The organism is Rhizobium sp. BK619, from assembly GCF_014195245.1.
GTDB lineage: Bacteria > Pseudomonadota > Alphaproteobacteria > Rhizobiales > Rhizobiaceae > Rhizobium > Rhizobium acidisoli.
Window position 1 is genome coordinate 668,754 of sequence record NZ_JACIBH010000001.1, and the last position, 17,927, is coordinate 686,680.

Below are 17,927 nucleotides of genomic sequence, written 5' to 3' on the forward strand. Positions count from 1 at the left end.
GCTAGTCCAACTCCTCCTCGTCTGAGACCAGAAGGTCGATCAACAAGGCGGTTCTACCCGTCGGCAGAGGCCGCCGTTCACCCATCAACGCTTCGTCGCTGTTGGTCCACGCGAACGCTTCGGCCAGTTCGGCTTGGTTGGCACCAGTTGCCACCACATCAGCTATCAAAGTTTCGTCGACAGGTCCGAGGATAGCGATGACGTCTTCGGAGGTCATTGTCATACCCTTTGCTCCTTCTGTTTGCCTCACCGGAATCTGGTGACCCGAGCAAAAAAATCAATTTTTTCTACCGGCCAAATCCGAAGTTCTTGAAATTGCAAGCTACTGAATTACATAACTATTGTTCGATTGCCCAATGGGGATCGACAAGTCCAGGAGGCGCCATGTGCTCTTGGCGTCTCCTTGTATCCATGTTGCTTACAAGGAGGATATGGCTATGAGGACAAACCTCGATTTCTCTCCCCTGTTCCGGTCGAGTATCGGCTTCGACCGAATGCTGAACGTGCTCGAGGCTGCAAGCCGCGTTGAAACGACTGACAGCTGGCCGCCCTACGACATCGTCAAATCTGGTGAGGACGCGTATCGCATTGCCATGGCAGTGGCGGGCTTCACGTTGGACGAACTGACGATCACGCAGGAGCAGAACATGCTCTTCGTATCCGGCCAGAAGGCAAATGCCGACGATGTTCAGTATCTTCATCGCGGCATCGCGGGACACTCGTTCCAACGCCGGTTCGAACTTGCCGACCACGTCAAGGTCGTCGGTGCTGTCCTCGTCAACGGTCTGCTGACCATCGATCTCAAGCGCGAAATCCCCGAAGAGGCGAAACCGCGCCAGATCGCGATCAGCACCGGCGAGGCGCTGCCCATGACAGAGACCAAGCAGATCGAAGCAAACAAGCAAGCGGCGTAAGCCTTCCACGGCGCCAATACGCGCACAAGGCCCCGGGCGACGCCCGGTGCCAGCTGCGAAGCTTTGCCGAACCACAAGATAAGGAGAAGAAACATGAGTGTTCGTGATTTGATTCCCTGGGGCCGAAGCAATGGCAATCAGGTTCCAGGTCTTCCGCGCGATGGGGACCGTGATCCCTTCCTGTCGCTGCATCGCGAGGTAAACCGCCTGTTCGACGACGTCTTCCGCGGCTTCGGCTCCGGTCTGCCATCGTTCACCAGCACTTCCGCCCTCGGTTCCGGCTGGCCGAGCGTCGAGATCTCCGACACCGACAAGGAGATCAGGATCACGGCTGAAGTGCCCGGCCTCGAAGAGAAGGACATCGAGGTCCTGCTCAACGACGGCGTGCTAACGCTGAAGGGCGAGAAGCGCTCGGAGACCGAAGACAAGGATCGCCAGTTTACTGAGCGCTACTATGGCCGCTTCGAGCGCCGGATTCCTCTCGGCGTCGAAGTCAGGGAAGACGAAGTCGATGCGCGCTTCCGAAACGGCGTGCTGACCGTAACCTTGCCCAAGGACGAGAAGGCGCAATCACAGGTCAAGCGCATCGCGATCAAACATTAAGGAAAAAGCCGGAGGACGCCCTCCGGCTTTTTTCTGCGTCTGTATGTTCGAAAGAAGGAGGGACTATGTCCGCGTTCATAAGGCTCATCAGGCCATTGATCATCGTCTTCACCGTCTCCCTCCTCATTGGCGGCGTTCCAGCCCAGGCGCAGTTCGTGTCCGGGATCGGCGGCAGCGTACCGACGCTTGCTCCGATGCTGGAAAAGGTCACGCCGGCAGTCGTCAACATCTCAGTTGTCTCGCAGGCGCCCGAAGAGGATAACCCGCTCTACAGTGACCCCTATTTCCGCCGCTACTTTAACCTTCCGGATCAGCCTCAGGCGGAACCTCGTCTAAGCGCCGGATCGGGGGTCATTGTCGATGCGACACGAGGCTACGTGTTAACGAACCATCATGTCGTCGCCAATGCCCGTAAGATCCTCGTGACGCTCAAGGACGGAAGGCGGCTGGATGCGAAGCTTGTCGGGTCCGACAAGGGTACCGACGTCGCCGTTCTCCAGATACCGGCCCGCAATCTGACCGCGTTGCCTTTTGGCGACTCGGATGCATTGCGCGTTGGCGATTATGTCGTGGCGATCGGCAATCCGTTTGGACTTGGACAGACTGTTACATCGGGCATCGTCAGCGCGCTTGGCCGAAGCGGTCTTAGCCGCGATGGTTATGAAGATTTTATCCAGACGGACGCTTCGATCAATCCCGGCAACTCGGGCGGCGCATTGGTAACCTTTGACGGCAGGCTTGCGGGGATCAACTCCGCGATCCTCAGCCCGGCTGGCGGCAACATCGGTATCGGCTTCGCCATACCGGGCAAGATCGCAAGATTGGTGATGACCCAGCTGATCCAACATGGCGAGGTCATTCGCGGCAAGCTTGGCGTGGCGATTTCCGATATGGCAGCGTCACTCGGGCTGGATGACGCGGGCGGCGCGCTGATCGCGGCGGTTGAGCAAGGATCTCCGGCCGCTAGCGCGGGTTTGAAACCGGGTGACGTGGTGTCGGTTGTCGATGGTCGACCGGTTCATGGTGCTGCTGATCTGCGCAATCGCATCGGCCTGACGCCCGTTGGCTCGCAGATCGAGCTGACCGTCAGGAGCAGTGGCTCGGAGCGTACGGTTAAGGCACGCGTGAGCGGATCATAGAAGCCCCTCTCTTCATGTTTCCGGCCGCGGTTCGTCCACGGCCGGAATGCTCATCAACGGGAATTCAATGGTGCCAGTTTTCGTAGGTCGCTGCGAACGCAAAGAAGCACTCGACCAGCTCTAACGGAATCCATCGCCTTGAAGGGATCTGGACTGACAACCCACGATTGCAGCATTCGGCCTACGCCAATCTACTGAAAATTCCGGCTCTTGATCTTCATCGTATCAATATGAAGATCCGGCGTGAACATATCCCTGGCACGAACCCCTGGAGGCGCTTTTTCGCGTGAATCCGGACTGCCCGGCGAGCCATGGGCGAATTCATCGCCGCGGCCGGTCGGCGGATGGAAGGCACCGTCACGCCCGGCAAGCCCTGACAGATCGGCCGAGAGATCGAAGAGCTGCTGGGCGACCAGGTGAAGTACCTCCCCTTCCTGTTGGATCCTGCCGTTGATCGCCATCATGCTGGCGCCGAGCACCACCCGGCGGGACCGTTCGAACAGTTTCGGCCAGACGACGATGTTGGCAATGCCGGTCTCATCCTCGATGGTGATGAACATAACGCCTTTCGCTGAACCCGGTCGTTGCCGAACCAGCACCAGGCCGGCCGCCATCAGCCACTGGCCGTCCCGCGCCGTCATCGCTTGGGCACAGGTCACAATCCGGCGCTTGGTAAGATCGGCCCGCAGGAATCGTAACGGATGCTCCCGGAGTGTCAGCCCGATGTGACTGTAATCCTCGACGACGTTATGGCCGTCCGTCATCTGCCTGAGCTCGACGTCCGGCTCCTGCTGCTCGGCAATCGCCCGCGCCTCGCGTTCGGCGGCGGCGGTAAACAGAGGCAACGGCTCGTCGCGCAGCGCCTTGATCGCCCAGAGCGCATCGCGGCGTTCGAGCCGCAATGACGGCAGGAAGGCGTCGGCCTCGGCGAGCTCGACAAGTGACGCCACCGGCACACCCGACCGCCGCCACATGTCGTCCACCGATGCGAAGGGTTCATCGGCGCGCGCGGCGACAATGCGTGCCGCGTCGGCGGTCGCCAATCCTCGCACCAGGCGCATGCCGAGCCGCACCGCGTGCCGGCCTGTACCCTCCACCTCCTCGAGCGTGCAGTCCCAGCGCGAGCGGTTGATGCAGATCGGGCGGACCTCGACGCCGTGTTTCCTCGCGTCGGAAACGATCTGTGCCGGCGCATAAAAACCCATCGGCTGCGAGTTCAGAAGTGCTGTGCAAAAGACATCCGGAAAATGGCATTTCACATAGTTGGAGGCATAGGCAATCAGTGCGAAGGAGGCGGCATGGCTTTCGGGAAAGCCGTAACTGCCAAAACCTTCCAGCTGCGAAAACGTCCTCTCGGCAAACTCCTTCGTGTAGCCGTTTCGGATCATCCCGCTCACAAGCTTGTCCTGGAATCGCGAGACGCCGCCGGTGAACTTGAAGGTCGCCATGGATTTCCGCAACTGATCGGCTTCGCCGCCGGTAAACCCGGCACAGACCATCGCCACCTTCATCGCCGACTCCTGAAACAGCGGCACGCCCAGCGTCTTGTGGAGGACCGCCTCCAGTTCGGGCGTCGGATACTCGACCTTCTCCTTGCCTTCGCGGCGGCGCAGGTAGGGATGGACCATATCGCCCTGGATCGGCCCGGGGCGGACGATCGCCACCTGAATGACGAGGTCATAGAATGTTTTCGGTTTCATCCGCGGGAGCATCGACATTTGCGCCCGGCTCTCAATCTGAAACGTCCCCAAAGTATCGGCCCTGCGAATCATCGCATACGTCGCCGGGTCTTCCTGTGGGATGGTGGCGAGGTCGAGATCCTGATGCTTGTGCTCGCCGATGAGGGCAAAGGCCTTGGCCATGCAGGTCAGCATGCCCAAGGCTAAGACATCGACCTTCATCATCTTGAGCGCCTCGACGTCATCCTTGTCCCATTCGATCACCTGGCGGTCGGCCATCGCCGCCGGTTCGATCGGCACGAGATGATCGAGCCTGTCATGGGTCAGGACGAAGCCGCCGGGATGCTGGCCAAGATGCCGCGGTGCTCCCATCAGCTGCTGGGCAAGCTGCAGGGTCAAGGCGAGACGGCGGTCCTCCGGATTGAGGCCGAGGGCGCGCACCTGGTTCTCGCCGACCGTTTCCGACCAGGACCAGATGCCGGAGGAAAGCGCCTTGACCAGATCCTCGGGCAGACCGAGCGCCTTGCCGACGTCGCGAATGGCGCCCTTGGCGCGATAGCGGGTCACGGTGGAGCATAGGGCCGCCTTGTGATGGCCGTAGGTCTTGTAGATCCACTGAATGACTTCCTCCCGCCTTTCATGTTCGAAGTCGACGTCGATGTCGGGCGGCTCGTCGCGCTCCTGGGAAACGAACCGCTCGAAGAGGAGGTCGTTGGTTTCCGGGTCGATCGAGGTAATGCCGAGCACATAACAAACGGCCGAATTGGCAGCCGACCCCCTGCCCTGGCAGAGAATGTCCTGCGATCGGGCATAACGGACAATGGAGAATACCGTCAAAAAATAGGGGGCGTATTTCATGGTCTCGATCAGCGTCAATTCATGGCGGATGGTCTTGTCGACATGCGCCGGCAGCCCTTCCGGGTAACGTGCCCTGACGCCCTTCCAGGTATAGTGCTCCAGCGACTGTTGCGCCGTCATGCCCGGGATCAGCGCCTCTTCTGGATACTGATAGACGAGCTCTTCCAGTGAAAACCTGCAGCGCTCGACGATCTCCATGGTGCGTGCCAGCGCTTCGGGGTAGCGGGGAAAGAGACGCGCCATCTCTTCGGGCGGCTTCAGATAACGGTCGGCGTGCCGCTCGCGCTCGAATCCGACGTCGTCGATGGTGGTGCCGGTGCGGATGCAGGTGACGACATCCTGTAGCTGCCGCCGGCCAGGCTCATGAAACAGCACATCATTGGTGACCACGCTCTTAACCCGGTGCTTTATCGCCAGGTTCGACAGCTCATGCAGCCGCAACTGATCGTTGGGGCGGCGACGCAGACAGAGCGAGACATAGGCACGGTCGCCGAAGAGTTCCGCCATCTTCCTGAGCTGCACGGCGCAGCTGTCGTCTGGCATGTCCGGCACCAGGATGGCGATCAGGCCTTCGGCGTAGAGCGCCACATCGTCGAGATGCAGGATGCACTTGGCCTTCCCGCCCCTGCCCTTGCCCAAGGTCAGCAGCCGTGTCAGCCGCGAATAGGCGGCGCGATCGGTGGGGTAGACGAGAATCGACATGCCGTCGGCGAGATCGAGCCGGCAGCCGACGACCAACCGCAGACCGGTGGCGCGCGAGGCCTCGAGCGCCCGGACGATGCCGGCCAGGCTGTTGCGGTCGACGATGCCGAGCGCCTCGATGCCCATGAGCTTGGCGGTCGCGAACAGCTCCTCCGCCGAGCTTGCGCCGCGGAGGAAGGAGAAATGACTGGTGACCTGCAGTTCGGCGTAGCGCATCAGGCAAACACTCCATGCAGGAACCATTTGCGCGATCCGGTCTCCGCATCGACGCCATCGCCGGATCGGAAGATCCAGAAGCGCTCGCCGGCGTCATCCTCGACCACGAAGTAGTCGCGCACGGCGACCCATTCGGAGCTGCGTTGCCACCATTCTCCGAATATCCGCTCAGGGCCGTCAGCGCGCTTCACCCGACGCCGCTTGCCGCGCCAGGTAAAGGAGACCGGCGGATGATCGGGCAGAAGCGCAATCACCTCGATCGCCTCCGGATGCGGCAAAAGCCTGGAAGGCCGCGGCCAATGGAGCGGCCAGGTAGCGCCGATCTCGTCTGCCGTGGGCGCAATGCGCTGGACGCTGCGTTCCGGGACGTCGCTTGCCACTGGCGCCACGCGGAAAATCCGCTGGCCGCCGCGATTGCCGAGCACATCGATGAGCGGCGTCACATCGGTGACCTGCTCTTCGATCAACGAGGAGGCCGACTGCATGTCAACGAGCGGTTCGGCAATGATAGCGGTCAGGCTCAGCTTCTCGATACCGAAGCCAGGCTCGATCTTCTCGATCCGATCACGGAAGAGTTTGGTCAGCCAGGCAATGTCACGGACCGGTTTGGCTGTGCCGGCCCGAAGCGACTGAAGCGTGTTGTCGACGCGGTGGACGATCAGGTCGGCGCGCCGCACCCCAAGTCCCCGCTTCTCGAGCTCCAGACAGAGCTGCCGCACCAGGCGGCTCACATATTTCTCGATGGTCTCCGGTGCGCCGATCGGTTCAGCAAAGGATTTTTGCACCTCGACGAGGTCGGCCGGCCGGATCGGATCGATCGGCTCGGCGATGCGGCCGAACATCTGGTCGAGGCGCCGCCCGACCTCCGGGCCGAAACGCAGCGTCAGCGGCGCGCGCGGCGTAGCGGCAAGATCACCGACGGTGGCGAAGCCGAGGGTGCGGAGATTTCCGACGATTTCGACCGGCAGGCGCAGCGAGGACAGCGGCAGCCGGTTCACAGCCTTGGCGGTCTCGCCGCGTGGGATGATAATCGTCTCGCGATCCGTGGAGCGGGCGAGCGCATGCGCTGAGCCCCAAGTGTCGGCGATCGCTGCTCGCGCTGCAAGACCGCGGCCGCGGAAACGGTTGACGAGACCGGAGAGCAGCAAGTCTTCGCCACCCTGCAGATGATCGGCGCCTTCGGTATCCATCACAATGCCGTCCGGAGTATCCATGGTGACCACGGGAGAATATTGCGACAAGGCCCATAACGTCAGCCGTTCGAGTGTTGCGAGGTCGGCTACTGGGTCGGCATCAATCATCGTCAGCCCATGGACCAGCGCCTGCGCCTTGGCGGCCGACATGCCGACGTGCAGCCCGAGTTTGAGGGCTGCCCGGTCGGCCGCCGCTACCCATCGCTTCGATCCGCTACGGGCGATTACCACCAGCGGCGTGTCAAGAGACAGCGAAGGATCGGCGCGCCTGATCCGGTCGGTCGGCAGTGTCGGAAGAAAGACAGATACGACCCTGGCCATCACATGCTCCGATAATGAACTCTCCTCCCTCGCCTGCCCTCACCCGCATGAGTTCTGCGAGCCAGCGCGCGCGGCCGACACCCGGTACGGGAAGCGGCTCGGATGGCAGCACCGAGATCCGCCAGCGGGTCGCCGCGGCCGTCGGCATGCCGAAATCGGAGGCTTCCGTCTGGCGACGCCATCGGCGGATCACCAAGCCCAATGTGCCCGACTTTTCCGCCGCAAGCTGCAGACGGCGCGATGCCGTCATCGGCAGGCGCACCAGTTCGGCGACGACGGCGCCGAGGCCGCCATAGCGCAACGCCTCTTCGAAGCTCGCCAGCACCGTCTCTTCCTTGTCGCATTCGACGAAGATGACGCGGTCGGGATGAAGCCCGATCTGGGCAAGTGCCGGAAAGAAGAGATCGAAGCGGGTGAGGCACCAGACCACCTTGCCGGTGGTGCGAGCCGCAATGCCGCCGATGAAGAGTGCCGCGGCCGCGCCATCGATGGCGCCATTTCCGCCGCCGGCCACTTCATGCAGCGCACCAAAGGCCAAGCCACCTCCCGGCAACTGCGCATCGATCTCACTGACCCCGAACGGCAGGAAACTGCGATGGCGCAGGCCGGTCCCTTCCAGGCTGGCGATTTTCTCGCGCAACTCGTCGAGAACGGCATTCGAAGTGGCGACGGCTGTGGTCATGATCTCCTTGCGGCAACCCGTTTTCGACTTGAGAAGAGGCGGTATGTTCTTTATTTGTTCTCAAAGCAAAAACGAGTCAATGCGTGTCCGGCGCGCTCAAGTTGAGCGCGGGCGCGGGCCCGACGGATTCGATGAACAGATTCAATCCGATGACTGAATTAGGAATTTTTTCGCATGGCCCGACCGGACCTGTTAAGTGATCTGAGACTGAAGGATTATCGTGAGCCGGTTATCGAATTCATCTGTCGGCGATGTGACCGCCATGGCGCGATCGAGCGCAAGCTGTTGGTGAAAGTGTTCGGCGCCGGTGTGAGCTTCGCGGTCCTTCGCCGTAGGATGGCCATGGGCTGCGAGCGCATGCAAACGCCGGAAGGTGACAAATGCGGCGCACACTTCCCATGTCTGGACAACATAGATGGTCCTAATGGGAGCCAGTCATGAGAGACGATGAAGGTCACGATCGGCCGCGCAAGATCATCCATGTGGATATGGATGCTTACTACGCTTCGGTTGAGCAGCGCGATAATCCGGAATTGCGCGGCAAACCGATTGCCGTCGGCGGATCGGCTGCCCGCGGCGTAGTGGCGGCGGCGAGCTACGAAGCGCGGGTCTTCGGTGTCCACTCGGCGATGCCGTCGGTGACCGCAAAGCGGAAATGTCCGGATCTTATCTTCGTGCCGCCGCGCTTTGATGTCTACAAGGCGGTGTCGCAGCAGATCCGCGCGATCTTCGCCGAATATACGCCGATGATTGAGCCGCTCTCGCTCGACGAGGCCTATCTCGATGTCACGCACAATCTCAAGGGCATGGAGATCGCCACCGAGATCGCGCTGGAGATCCGCGCCAGGATCAAAGAGATTACCGGCCTCAACGCGTCGGCCGGGATTTCCTACAACAAGTTCCTCGCCAAGATGGCGAGCGATCTGAACAAGCCGAACGGCCAGGCCGTGATTACACCGAAGAACGGGCCGGCCTTCGTCGAGGCCCTCCCCGTCAAGAAGTTCCATGGTGTTGGACCCGCGACGGCCGAAAAGATGCATCGGCTCGGGATCGACACCGGCGCGGATCTGAAACAGCAGACCCTCGAATTCCTGGTGGAGCATTTCGGGAAGTCGGGACCGTATTTTTATGGCATTGCCCGCGGCATCGATGAGCGTCAGGTCAAGCCGAACCGCGTGCGCAAATCCGTCGGCGCGGAAGATACGTTTTCCCAGGACCTCCATACCTTTGAACCCGCCCGTGAAGGGCTTCAGCCATTGATCGAAAAAGTGTGGGGTTATTGCGAGGCCAATGGGATTGGTGCCAAGACGGTGACGCTCAAGGTCAAATATGCCGACTTCAACCAGATCACCCGCAGCAAGACCGCTCCCGCACCTCTGGCAGCGATCACCGACCTAGAGGAGATCGTCGGCCTGCTGCTGGCGCCGATCTTTCCGCCGCGCAAGGGTATTCGTCTGGTCGGCGTTACCCTGTCGTCGCTGGAGCGGCGGACCTCTGGAACGGAGCCGCAGTTGCGGTTGGCGCTTTAGACCGCCAGCATCGGCTGGGCAGGAGCGCCGGTGTGGCGCTTGACGCCGAACGTCCCCGCCGGCAGCGGCCGCAGGATTTCCTCTTCGGGAAAAAGTCCGTCGAGCCAGACCATGCGTTGGTCGCGCGTCAGCACCGCCATCTGCCGGTCGTGGAACGGCGCGATATCGGGGTTGGCCTCGATGGTCAGGACGGCATAGGCCTCCGGCCAATCGTCGGCCGCCGGCCGCCAGATCCCCGCAAAATAGAACCAGTCGCCGTTGGCGAGCGAAAAGCTGAAGCTCCTATGGCGAAACTCCGAGGCGGGGACCAGGCAGCGGTGGCTCGGGAAGCTCCGTCCTTCCGAGCGGATGACGTTGACGGCGCGCGGACCGCCTTCGCGGGGACGCAGCCCCCATGGCAGCTCCACCATCTCCACATCGCCGTCATGGCGTCTTATGATGACGCGGCGCTCGTCGAGCGGGGCGTCGGACTGGAAAACCTTCGCGCTCATCATAGATAGAACATATCAGGAACAACTTTTCGAAGCAACCAACCTGTAATGAGGGACGCATGTGCAATGATTATCGGCTGATGGTGGACGCTGCTTCGATCGCGAAGGACTTCGCCGACCTGAAGATCAAGATCCGCTTTGGTGAAGGCGTACCGAACCTCGAAGCGCGTGAGGACATCAAGATCACCGACGTCGGCCCCATCGTCAGGACGATCGATGGACCCGGCGATGAGGTCGAGCTCGTGCAGCGGCGCTGGAGCTGGCCCGGACCGAATAAGCGGCCGGTGTACAATTTCCGGTCGGAAGGTCGGGAGTTCACCTCCAATCGCTGCCTGATTATTGCCGATGGCTTTTACGAGTTCACGGATCCAAAGGACCCGAAAAAGAAGCGCAAGGACAAATGGCTGTTCACCAAGAAGGACGAGCCGATCTTCTGCATCGCCGGCATCTGGCGCGAAACCCCGGAGGTCGGACAGGCCTTCACCATGCTGACGATGGCGCCAGGTCCCGACATCGCCCCGTACCACGACCGGCAAATCGTCATCCTCGAACGCGACGCATGGGCTGGCTGGCTCGATCCGACCGTTTCGGCAAAGTCGTTGATCACGCCGCTTGCCGCCGGCGCCCTCGCTGTGGAACAGGTTGGGTAATCCCCGGGGCAGCCATATTGCCTCGCTCCAACGGATGTTTGCCTGTTCCGGAAAGCCGTATAGACAAGTGCTGGCATGAGCGATCCCGGTCTCGTCGCCCCGGCATTATGACTAATCCCGATCACTCGACTGAAGGACTCGACTCTTCAGATCCACTCTGATGCACTGCCAGCATGACCAAGCCGCCAGGAAAGAAGACGCAGCCGCTGTTGGGCGCCGCCGAAGCGCCGCTTCGAAGCCGCACGAAACCACGCGACCCAAAGCAGCCGGTATTGCCATTCGATCCGATGCCAGATCGTGTCGAGCCATGCCTGGCGCTCCTCGTGCCGAAACCAAGACCCGCAATGGAATCTACGGGGTGAAATGGGACGGCTATCGTCTCGCGATCCACGTGGAGCCAACGCGAGTCCGCGTCCTTACTCGGGGTGGCCGGGCGTAAGCGTAATCGGAGCGCGGCGCTCTCCTCATTCCTCGGGTATTCCGAGGTTGCTTCCAGCTTCCGAGCTGTGACGCGGCGTTCGAATCCCTGCCCCGACAACCATATTCGATACAATCGAATAGAGCCTGGCGATTTCTCGTGGCTTTGCTCCCTGTAAGCCGCGACGACGATCTTCAGTCAACTATGTAACGCGGCATTGTCCTGTCGCTCGCGCAAGCTTTTGTACGCGGCGCGTCGCGGCTTTTCATCGTATGTCCGGGCGCGGTACTCAATCTCGGCCATGAGCGTCGGCTGCACCCAAACCAGTTCTTCCGCCGACCCTGATCGACTGTGGTTTTCCCCGGGGAACAAGGATTTCTCAAACGTGTTTTCCTAGCACTGACTCGGTCAGTTCGAGGTTAAATGACCGAGTTTCCGGTAGAGGCTCGCTCATGGTCGAGGACAGAACTATCATCCGAAAGCGGAAGTGGCTTGCCACGGTGCGGGGTATTGTCTCGCACAGCGTCGGCGGCCCTGAAATAGAGCATGCTCCATGTGATATGCTGCTTGGCAACGCCATTCTTCGTGTCGCCAGCTTGGATCAGTCTGTCTGCAGCACGGCGGCTGCGACGGTCACACTGGACGGCATTGAGCTTGATTGCGAAGATTGCAGGCGGCTTGCCCTGAAATACGGAGACAGTCTCGAAGTTCGGGAGTAACGATATCCTACTGCCCTATCGTCGCCAAACAAACGGCCGCTTGTGGTCTCGCTCCACGAGGCCCTCATTATTCGTGAGCAGGATAGCGCCGACACCCACGTGGAAACTATCCTATCCTCAGGGTTGAAAGGGTGTGTTTCTGCCTATGGTCATGGGGCCTCGCGAACTCCACCCTAAGACTTCGGAGGATTTCCTCCCGGGAATGGCCCTGGGAGTGCAAGTCTAAGACTCGAGCGACGAAGCCCTGATGATCTGGAGAAATCTTCAGCTCATTGCATGCATCGACGATGATCGCCTGGAGGGATTCGAGGTCGTCAAGATCAATCGCCAAATCCGAAAGCAGGCCCAATTCATACCCTCGCAGACAGAGGTAGGGAGCGTCATTCGGCGTCAGTGCGAGGTGATCGCACGACCGTTGGACGCGAGATGCTCTGTAATGGCGCGCCGGATTTCGGTAACCGTGTCGAAGAGCCTGTTGTCCAAATCGATGACATTGAAGCGGACAGCGATGAATTTGAGGCGGTTTTCGACAGGGACCGCGATCCCGACTTCCTGACCATTGAATACGACAGCTTGCTTCTGCATAACAAACCTCGGGAGCACCATCTTGGAAAACTGGAACAAAGGGTTGGTTTACGACGCGTCAGATTGCCGTCGTAGGTCGGTATCGGATCGAGACGAGATCACGCATTGGCTGCGCCATTGCGAAGAAACGAAGTCGGAAAAACAACGTCATCATCCTCCCCTCAAGCGAGGTCAAAGACCACTGAGTAGCGTCGGCGAGAGCCGGTTATTTCGGAGTTCCCCTGTAAAAAGGTAGTCGAGAAACATCGAGCAAGCAACTGATTTTTGTGATTATTTAGCGTTTTAAATCGTATGACAATTACCGCAGGTGCGAAGTAATAAATGATGTACGTTCGTCCGACCCCATCATCGAAGGCCCCCGAAGTTTTACCGCAAACCAACCGCGCAAGACATAGCCGCTAAGCGAGCGCCTTTCGAGCGCCGAAGCGGTTGCGATACCCTAGACACCATACGCTCCTGTATCCCAACCGCGACAGGATTATGGAAGGGAATCCCGGCCAAAATGAAGCACAGTGAACTCGCTCCAAGCAGGCAACTATTGCAATAATGCGGGGAAAGCGCAGGATCGTCCAAAGGACCTTCGCCTGCGACAGGACATTTGCGCGATGAGTCAATTTGGCAGCGAACCAGTTCGTGACCCTGGGCACCTCGGCTTCGACACGGCGCGGCTGGCGCGACTGAAGCGGTGGATGCAGCGATACGCCGACACCGGGCGCTGGCCGGGTGGTGCGGTGCTCATCGCGCGTCATGGAGAACTCGCCTTTTTCGACTGCGCAGGGCACGCCGACGTCGAAGCCAAGCGGCCTTGGCAGCGCGACCTCATCGCCCGCATCTACTCGATGACCAAGCCTGTCACCGCCGTAGCGCTGATGATGCTGTACGAGGAGGCGCGCGTGCATCTCGACGATCCGGTCGAAGCTTACCTGCCGGAATTCAAAAATAGGCAACTTCTGATACCGGACGCAACCACGCTCGACCAAACGGTGCCCGTCAAAACGAAGATGACGATCCGTCATCTGCTGACCCACACATCTGGCCTAAGCCTTTTTACGAATCCCGGAATACTCGGCGAAGCTTATGCCAAAGAAAAACTCGGCCTCGCCCTTGCCTACGGTGGGCTCGACAAGATGGTGCGCAGGATCGCCGAGCTGCCATTGGAATGGGAGCCGGGTACGAAATGGCAATACAGCACCGGGTTAGATGTCATCGGCCGCATCGTTGAAGTCGTTTCCGGAACGACGCTCGACAAGTACTTCGCGACTCGCATCTTCGAGCCCCTCGGCATGACCGACACCGGCTTTTCTGTGCCGGGGTCTGAGATCAGCCGTTTTCCCCCGCTCTATGAGGCCATGGCTGGCGGAATGGCTTTGCAGGAAGCGCCGGAGGTTTCGGAATGGCGGCAAGGCAAGGTTGACACGTTCTGCGGCGGAGGCGGGCTCGTCGGAACGATCGACGACTATTGGCGGTTCGCCGAAATGCTGCGGGCTGGAGGTGAACTCAACGGCGAACGCATCCTCAGTCCCCGCACCTTGAGATTGGCGGCGTGCAATCACCTGCCGGGCGATCTTGCCTCGCTGGCAGCCGAAGTTTGGTCCGAAACCCAGTTTGATGGGGTCGGGTTCGGTCTGTTGGGCTCTGTCGTCCTTGATCCGGCCAAGGCACAAATTTCGGCGCAGGTGGGCGACTATGGCTGGGGCGGCGCGGCAGGCACCTTCTTCTGGGTAAGCCCTGTCGACGACATGGTTGTCATTCTCTTCACGCAACTGCTGCCCTCAAGCGCCATTCCGGTGCGCAAAGAGCTGCGGGCACTCGTCCATGGTGCGTTGACAGGGGCCTGAAGAGGTGGACGCAGTCTCGGAGTTGACGGGGCGTGGACGTGCAGCAGAAGGCGGTATCGGTTCGGGAAATGTATCCAGAGGATGCGCGAGCATTTCTGGAGGCGCATCGCGCAGCGGTGCGTGGAAGTTGGCTGATTACCGAGAGTATCTCACGCGCACAGCCTTGGGTTCGCCGATCCGGTCCTGAGGGCTAGTCTCATCCCGGTGCAAAGGCCCCGATGGCGAGGAGCCGACACCCAGCCAGGATGTCGGCAACTGCAACGGCACGCTTTCGGCCGCGGTGGTCATCGAAGCCTCCTATGCCGACTTCGCCACTGCTCGGGCGGCAGAAGGATAGTCGATGTAGCCTTCGGGGCCCTGGGTGAACCACGTCGATGCATCGTCCGCGGCGAGCGGAATGCCTTCCGCCAACCGGTAAGGCAGGTCGGGGTTCGAGATGAACGGGCGTCCGAACGCTACGGCGTCGCCGATCCCCGCGCTCAGCTCGGCCTGCGCGCGAGCCATATCGAAGTCGGAGTTCAGGATCAGCGGACCCTTGAACGCGCTCCGGAGTTGCGAAGCGAGCGGGTCCATGTCACCGACGCCGAACGTGCCGGTCAAGGGCGGCTCCCGCAGTTCAAGGTGGGCGATACCGATTTTCGACAGAACCTCAGCCGCTTCAATGAACACGGGTAGCGGGTTGCTGTCCTTGACGCCCTGAGTCTCGCCGTTAGGCGACAGACGGACACCGGTCCTGTCTCCGCCGATGGTATCGACGACCACTTGGGTGGCCTCGCGCAGAAACCTGACGCGGTTTTCGATCGATCCGCCGTAATGATCATCGCGGAAGTTCGAGCTATCGCGCAGGAACTGGTCGATCAGATAACCATTGGCAGCGTGCAGCTGGACGCCGTCGAACCCGGCTTCCATTGCGTTCTTCGCACCGTCACGAAAGTGCTGCATGATCTCTGCGATCTGGTCGACGCCGAGCGCACGCGCTTGCTCGTATGGCTTCTTGCCGTCGTAGGTGTGAGCTTGGCTGGGCGCAGTCGTCGCCGATGCGGACACAGGCTGGCCACCGTCGAGGAAGCTCGAGTGGACGACGCGACCCATTTGCCAGAGCTGCGCGATGATCCGGCCGCCGTTTTCGTGGACCGCGTCGGTGATTTTTCGCCACTCGGCAATCTGCTCGGGCAGCCACAGACCCGTGGCATACGGCCAGCCAAGTCCAAGCTGGTTGATGCCGATGGCTTCGCTGATGATCAGGCCGGCAGACGCGCGCTGGGCGTAATAGTCGACCATGATCGGGGTTGGGATGTGGCCACGTGTGCCCCGCGCGCGGGTCATTGGAGCCATGAGGACACGGTTGGGAGCCTTGATAGCGCCTAGTTCAATTGGATCAAACAAGCTGGTCATGGGCAATTCCTTGAGAGAAAGCGGTATGCGCGCCTCAAACGAGGCGCGATCCTCCGTCAACATTAAGAACGGCACCGTTCATCCAGCCATTCGCCATCAGGAAGACGACCGCGGCCCCGGCTTCCTCAGCGCTACCGAGGCGGTGCAGCGGGAGCGTTTGCTTGAGCGAGGCGACATAGGAGTCACGGCCTTCGCCGAGGGTCTTGGACAGGATCGGAGTGTCGATCGGGCCAGGAGAGAGGGTGTTCACGCGGCGCGGCGCGAGTTCGAGGGCAAGCCCACGTCCGAAGGCTTCCATCGCGGCGGAGGCCGATGCCAGGATGGCCGTGCCGTATGCGTTCGGACGATCTGCCAGAGCGCCGGAAATCAAGGTGATCGATGCGTCTTCGGCAAGCTTGTCGCCGAGAGCGCGGATGGTGTGAACTGCCGCCCAGATACGCTCGTCGAACGCCCGCTTGAGGTAAGAAACGTCGGCCTCGAGAACCTGGCCGGCGACGAAAGTGCCTGCCAGCAGGACGAGGTGATCAACGCGGTCGACGGTTGCCACAGCTTCGGAGATCGAGGCCGGGTTAGTCACGTCGGCTGCGCGCCAATCGTCAAGGCCATTCTCCGATGCAGCCTGCTGCGCACGCTGACGATCGTTACCAATAACGGTGACCTTCGCGCCGGCTTCCTTGGCCTGGATGGCAGCAGCGAGGCCGATTCCGGAAGTGCCGCCGAAAATGACGACCTTCTTGCCTTCAAGCGAGGAGGTGGAGTTACCTGCGGGAACTGTAACTGTCTGGTTCATTTCGTCTCTCCTTTGTTAGCGGCCTGTGTCCAGCCGATGAGTAAGAATTAAATCCAATCATCCCACTTGATAATCGGGTCGCTTTTCGTTTTAATTGTTCCATGGTGGAACAAATCGGAATTGACAGGTTGACGGGGATCATCGCTTTCGCCCGCTCAGCCTCCTTAGGAAGCTATACGGCTGCGGCGCGTTCGTTATCGGTCTCGCCCTCCGCGGTCAGCAAAAGCGTCCAGCGTCTTGAGGAACACTTCGGGATCAGCCTCTTCAGCCGCACGACGCGTTCGCTGACGTTGACAGCCGAGGGGCGCGATCTTCACGAACGCGCGCTCCGCCTCCTTCGCGAGGCCGAAGAAATCGAGCAGGCGGCCGTCGCGGCACGTGGCGAACCTTCGGGCACGCTCAAGGTGACTGCGCCGTTGCCGATCGGCGCTAACCTCATCGCGCCCGCCCTGCCCCGTTTCCGTGAGCGCTTTCCCAAAGTCTCGGTGGACCTTCGGCTCGGCGACCGGTTCACGGATATCATCGAGGAAGGCATCGACGTCGCGATCCGCGTAGGCGAGCCAGCGGACTCGCGCTTGATCGCCAGGAAGCTCGCGCCGAACCGCGTCTGCGCATTCGCCTCGCCGGATTACATCAAACGACGTGGAGTTCCCGCGCGACCGGAGGACCTTGTCGAGCACGACTGCGTCAACTTCCGGTACCAGAGTTCGGGCCAAACGTTGCGCTGGCCGTTCAAGGTCGGCGATCGGGTCCTTGAAATCGTTCCGAACGCCACGATCGTGGTCGACAATAGTGACGCCGTAGCCGCCATTGTCGTCGCAGGCGGCGGTATCGGCATGTCCCCGACATATATCGCGGCCCCCTATCTTGAGAGCGGCGAACTGGTGCCTGTTCTCAAGGAATACGCGGTCGATCGCTTCAACATTACCGCGCTCTGGCCCGAGAGCCGCCGAGGAAACCCCACCGTGAAGGCATTCGTCGCCTTTCTCGGAGAAGTTTTCCCTGCCGAGGCCGCATGGGATCGCACCTTCACCGCTAGCGAAGCTGCCCTACCGTCGTGAAGTATGCGGAAGGCATTCCTGTGTTCCTGCTCGCGGGTAACCCGGGGTTCACCATCTCACCAAAGTATATGTGAAGCGATGCGTCGCTCGAGTTGATTTCAAAGGGATTTCAGGTTGATGTTACGCTTGCACTCTATGGCTTCA

The 17,927-nt window shown here is 60.7% G+C and carries 17 protein-coding genes and 1 pseudogene; 10 read left to right on the top strand and 8 right to left on the bottom strand.

What is annotated here, in order from left to right; genetic code table 11:
• Position 1: 1 nt before the first annotated feature.
• Positions 2-223 carry a hypothetical protein gene (locus FHX14_RS03215; RefSeq protein ID WP_184376152.1) on the bottom strand — a complete coding sequence of 74 codons (222 nt, stop codon included), beginning with the start codon at positions 221-223 and terminating at the stop codon, positions 2-4.
• A gap of 214 nt (positions 224-437) precedes the next feature.
• Between FHX14_RS03215 and FHX14_RS03220 the strand changes: the two genes are divergently transcribed.
• The 3 genes from FHX14_RS03220 (at position 438) to FHX14_RS03230 (ending at position 2,656) form a co-directional block, all read left to right on the top strand.
• The gene (locus tag FHX14_RS03220) at positions 438-914 is read left to right on the top strand and encodes an Hsp20 family protein (RefSeq protein WP_184376268.1); all 477 of its coding nucleotides are present in this window, start codon (positions 438-440) and stop codon (positions 912-914) included.
• 93 nt (positions 915-1,007) lie between these two features.
• Positions 1,008-1,517 (top strand): Hsp20/alpha crystallin family protein, encoded by a 510-nt coding sequence (locus FHX14_RS03225; RefSeq protein WP_184376154.1) that lies wholly within the window; start codon positions 1,008-1,010, stop codon positions 1,515-1,517.
• Positions 1,518-1,582: 65 nt separating this feature from the next.
• Positions 1,583-2,656 carry a trypsin-like peptidase domain-containing protein gene (locus FHX14_RS03230; protein ID WP_184376156.1) on the top strand — a complete coding sequence of 358 codons (1,074 nt, stop codon included), beginning with the start codon at positions 1,583-1,585 and terminating at the stop codon, positions 2,654-2,656.
• Positions 2,657-2,847: 191 nt separating this feature from the next.
• Here the strand turns inward: FHX14_RS03230 and FHX14_RS03235 are convergent, their stop codons facing one another.
• The 3 genes from FHX14_RS03235 to FHX14_RS03245 are packed head-to-tail and all read right to left on the bottom strand — an operon-like array spanning position 2,848 to position 8,307.
• Entirely contained in the window at positions 2,848-6,111 is a 3,264-nt protein-coding gene (locus tag FHX14_RS03235) for an error-prone DNA polymerase (protein ID WP_184376158.1), read from the bottom strand.
• Positions 6,111-7,625 carry a DNA polymerase Y family protein gene (locus tag FHX14_RS03240; protein WP_184376160.1) on the bottom strand — a complete coding sequence of 505 codons (1,515 nt, stop codon included), beginning with the start codon at positions 7,623-7,625 and terminating at the stop codon, positions 6,111-6,113. The genes FHX14_RS03235 and FHX14_RS03240 overlap by 1 nt, the downstream gene beginning before the upstream one ends.
• A complete protein-coding gene (locus FHX14_RS03245; RefSeq protein ID WP_184376162.1) occupies positions 7,546-8,307 on the bottom strand; it encodes an ImuA family protein in 762 nt (253 codons plus the stop codon). The genes FHX14_RS03240 and FHX14_RS03245 overlap by 80 nt, the downstream gene beginning before the upstream one ends.
• A 174-nt stretch (positions 8,308-8,481) precedes the next feature.
• Here FHX14_RS03245 and FHX14_RS03250 point away from each other — a divergent pair, with 174 nt between their 5' ends.
• Both FHX14_RS03250 and dinB read left to right on the top strand, forming a co-directional pair.
• Positions 8,482-8,748: a hypothetical protein gene (locus tag FHX14_RS03250; RefSeq protein WP_184376164.1), complete on the top strand. Its 267-nt coding sequence runs from the start codon at positions 8,482-8,484 to the stop codon at positions 8,746-8,748.
• Complete coding sequence (gene dinB, locus FHX14_RS03255) at positions 8,745-9,836, top strand: DNA polymerase IV (protein ID WP_184376175.1); 1,092 nt, start codon at positions 8,745-8,747, stop codon at positions 9,834-9,836. The genes FHX14_RS03250 and dinB overlap by 4 nt, the downstream gene beginning before the upstream one ends.
• Here the strand turns inward: dinB and FHX14_RS03260 are convergent.
• Entirely contained in the window at positions 9,833-10,330 is a 498-nt protein-coding gene (locus tag FHX14_RS03260; RefSeq protein ID WP_184376177.1) for an SOS response-associated peptidase, read from the bottom strand. The genes dinB and FHX14_RS03260 overlap by 4 nt on opposite strands.
• A gap of 56 nt (positions 10,331-10,386) precedes the next feature.
• Between FHX14_RS03260 and FHX14_RS03265 the strand changes: the two genes are divergently transcribed.
• From FHX14_RS03265 to FHX14_RS32950, 3 genes and pseudogenes are all read left to right on the top strand, one after another.
• Positions 10,387-10,977: an SOS response-associated peptidase gene (locus FHX14_RS03265; protein ID WP_184376179.1), complete on the top strand. Its 591-nt coding sequence runs from the start codon at positions 10,387-10,389 to the stop codon at positions 10,975-10,977.
• Positions 10,978-11,150: 173 nt separating this feature from the next.
• Positions 11,151-11,407: pseudogene (locus FHX14_RS32945) on the top strand (ATP-dependent DNA ligase); the annotation flags it as partial.
• 440 nt (positions 11,408-11,847) lie between these two features.
• Entirely contained in the window at positions 11,848-12,114 is a 267-nt protein-coding gene (locus FHX14_RS32950) for a hypothetical protein (protein ID WP_246713343.1), read from the top strand.
• Positions 12,115-12,504: 390 nt separating this feature from the next.
• Here FHX14_RS32950 and FHX14_RS03270 read toward each other — a convergent pair whose 3' ends face one another.
• Complete coding sequence (locus tag FHX14_RS03270) at positions 12,505-12,699, bottom strand: hypothetical protein (protein WP_184376181.1); 195 nt, start codon at positions 12,697-12,699, stop codon at positions 12,505-12,507.
• 605 nt (positions 12,700-13,304) lie between these two features.
• Here FHX14_RS03270 and FHX14_RS03275 point away from each other — a divergent pair.
• The gene (locus FHX14_RS03275; protein ID WP_184376183.1) at positions 13,305-14,537 is read left to right on the top strand and encodes a serine hydrolase domain-containing protein; all 1,233 of its coding nucleotides are present in this window, start codon (positions 13,305-13,307) and stop codon (positions 14,535-14,537) included.
• A gap of 297 nt (positions 14,538-14,834) precedes the next feature.
• Here the strand turns inward: FHX14_RS03275 and FHX14_RS03280 are convergent, their stop codons facing one another.
• Both FHX14_RS03280 and FHX14_RS03285 read right to left on the bottom strand, forming a co-directional pair.
• Complete coding sequence (locus FHX14_RS03280; RefSeq protein ID WP_184376185.1) at positions 14,835-15,932, bottom strand: alkene reductase; 1,098 nt, start codon at positions 15,930-15,932, stop codon at positions 14,835-14,837.
• A gap of 34 nt (positions 15,933-15,966) precedes the next feature.
• A complete protein-coding gene (locus FHX14_RS03285) occupies positions 15,967-16,722 on the bottom strand; it encodes an SDR family oxidoreductase (protein WP_184376187.1) in 756 nt (251 codons plus the stop codon).
• Between the two features lie 101 nt (positions 16,723-16,823).
• Between FHX14_RS03285 and FHX14_RS03290 the strand changes: the two genes are divergently transcribed.
• Entirely contained in the window at positions 16,824-17,783 is a 960-nt protein-coding gene (locus FHX14_RS03290; protein ID WP_184376189.1) for a LysR family transcriptional regulator, read from the top strand.
• The last annotated feature ends 144 nt before the right edge of the window (positions 17,784-17,927 follow it).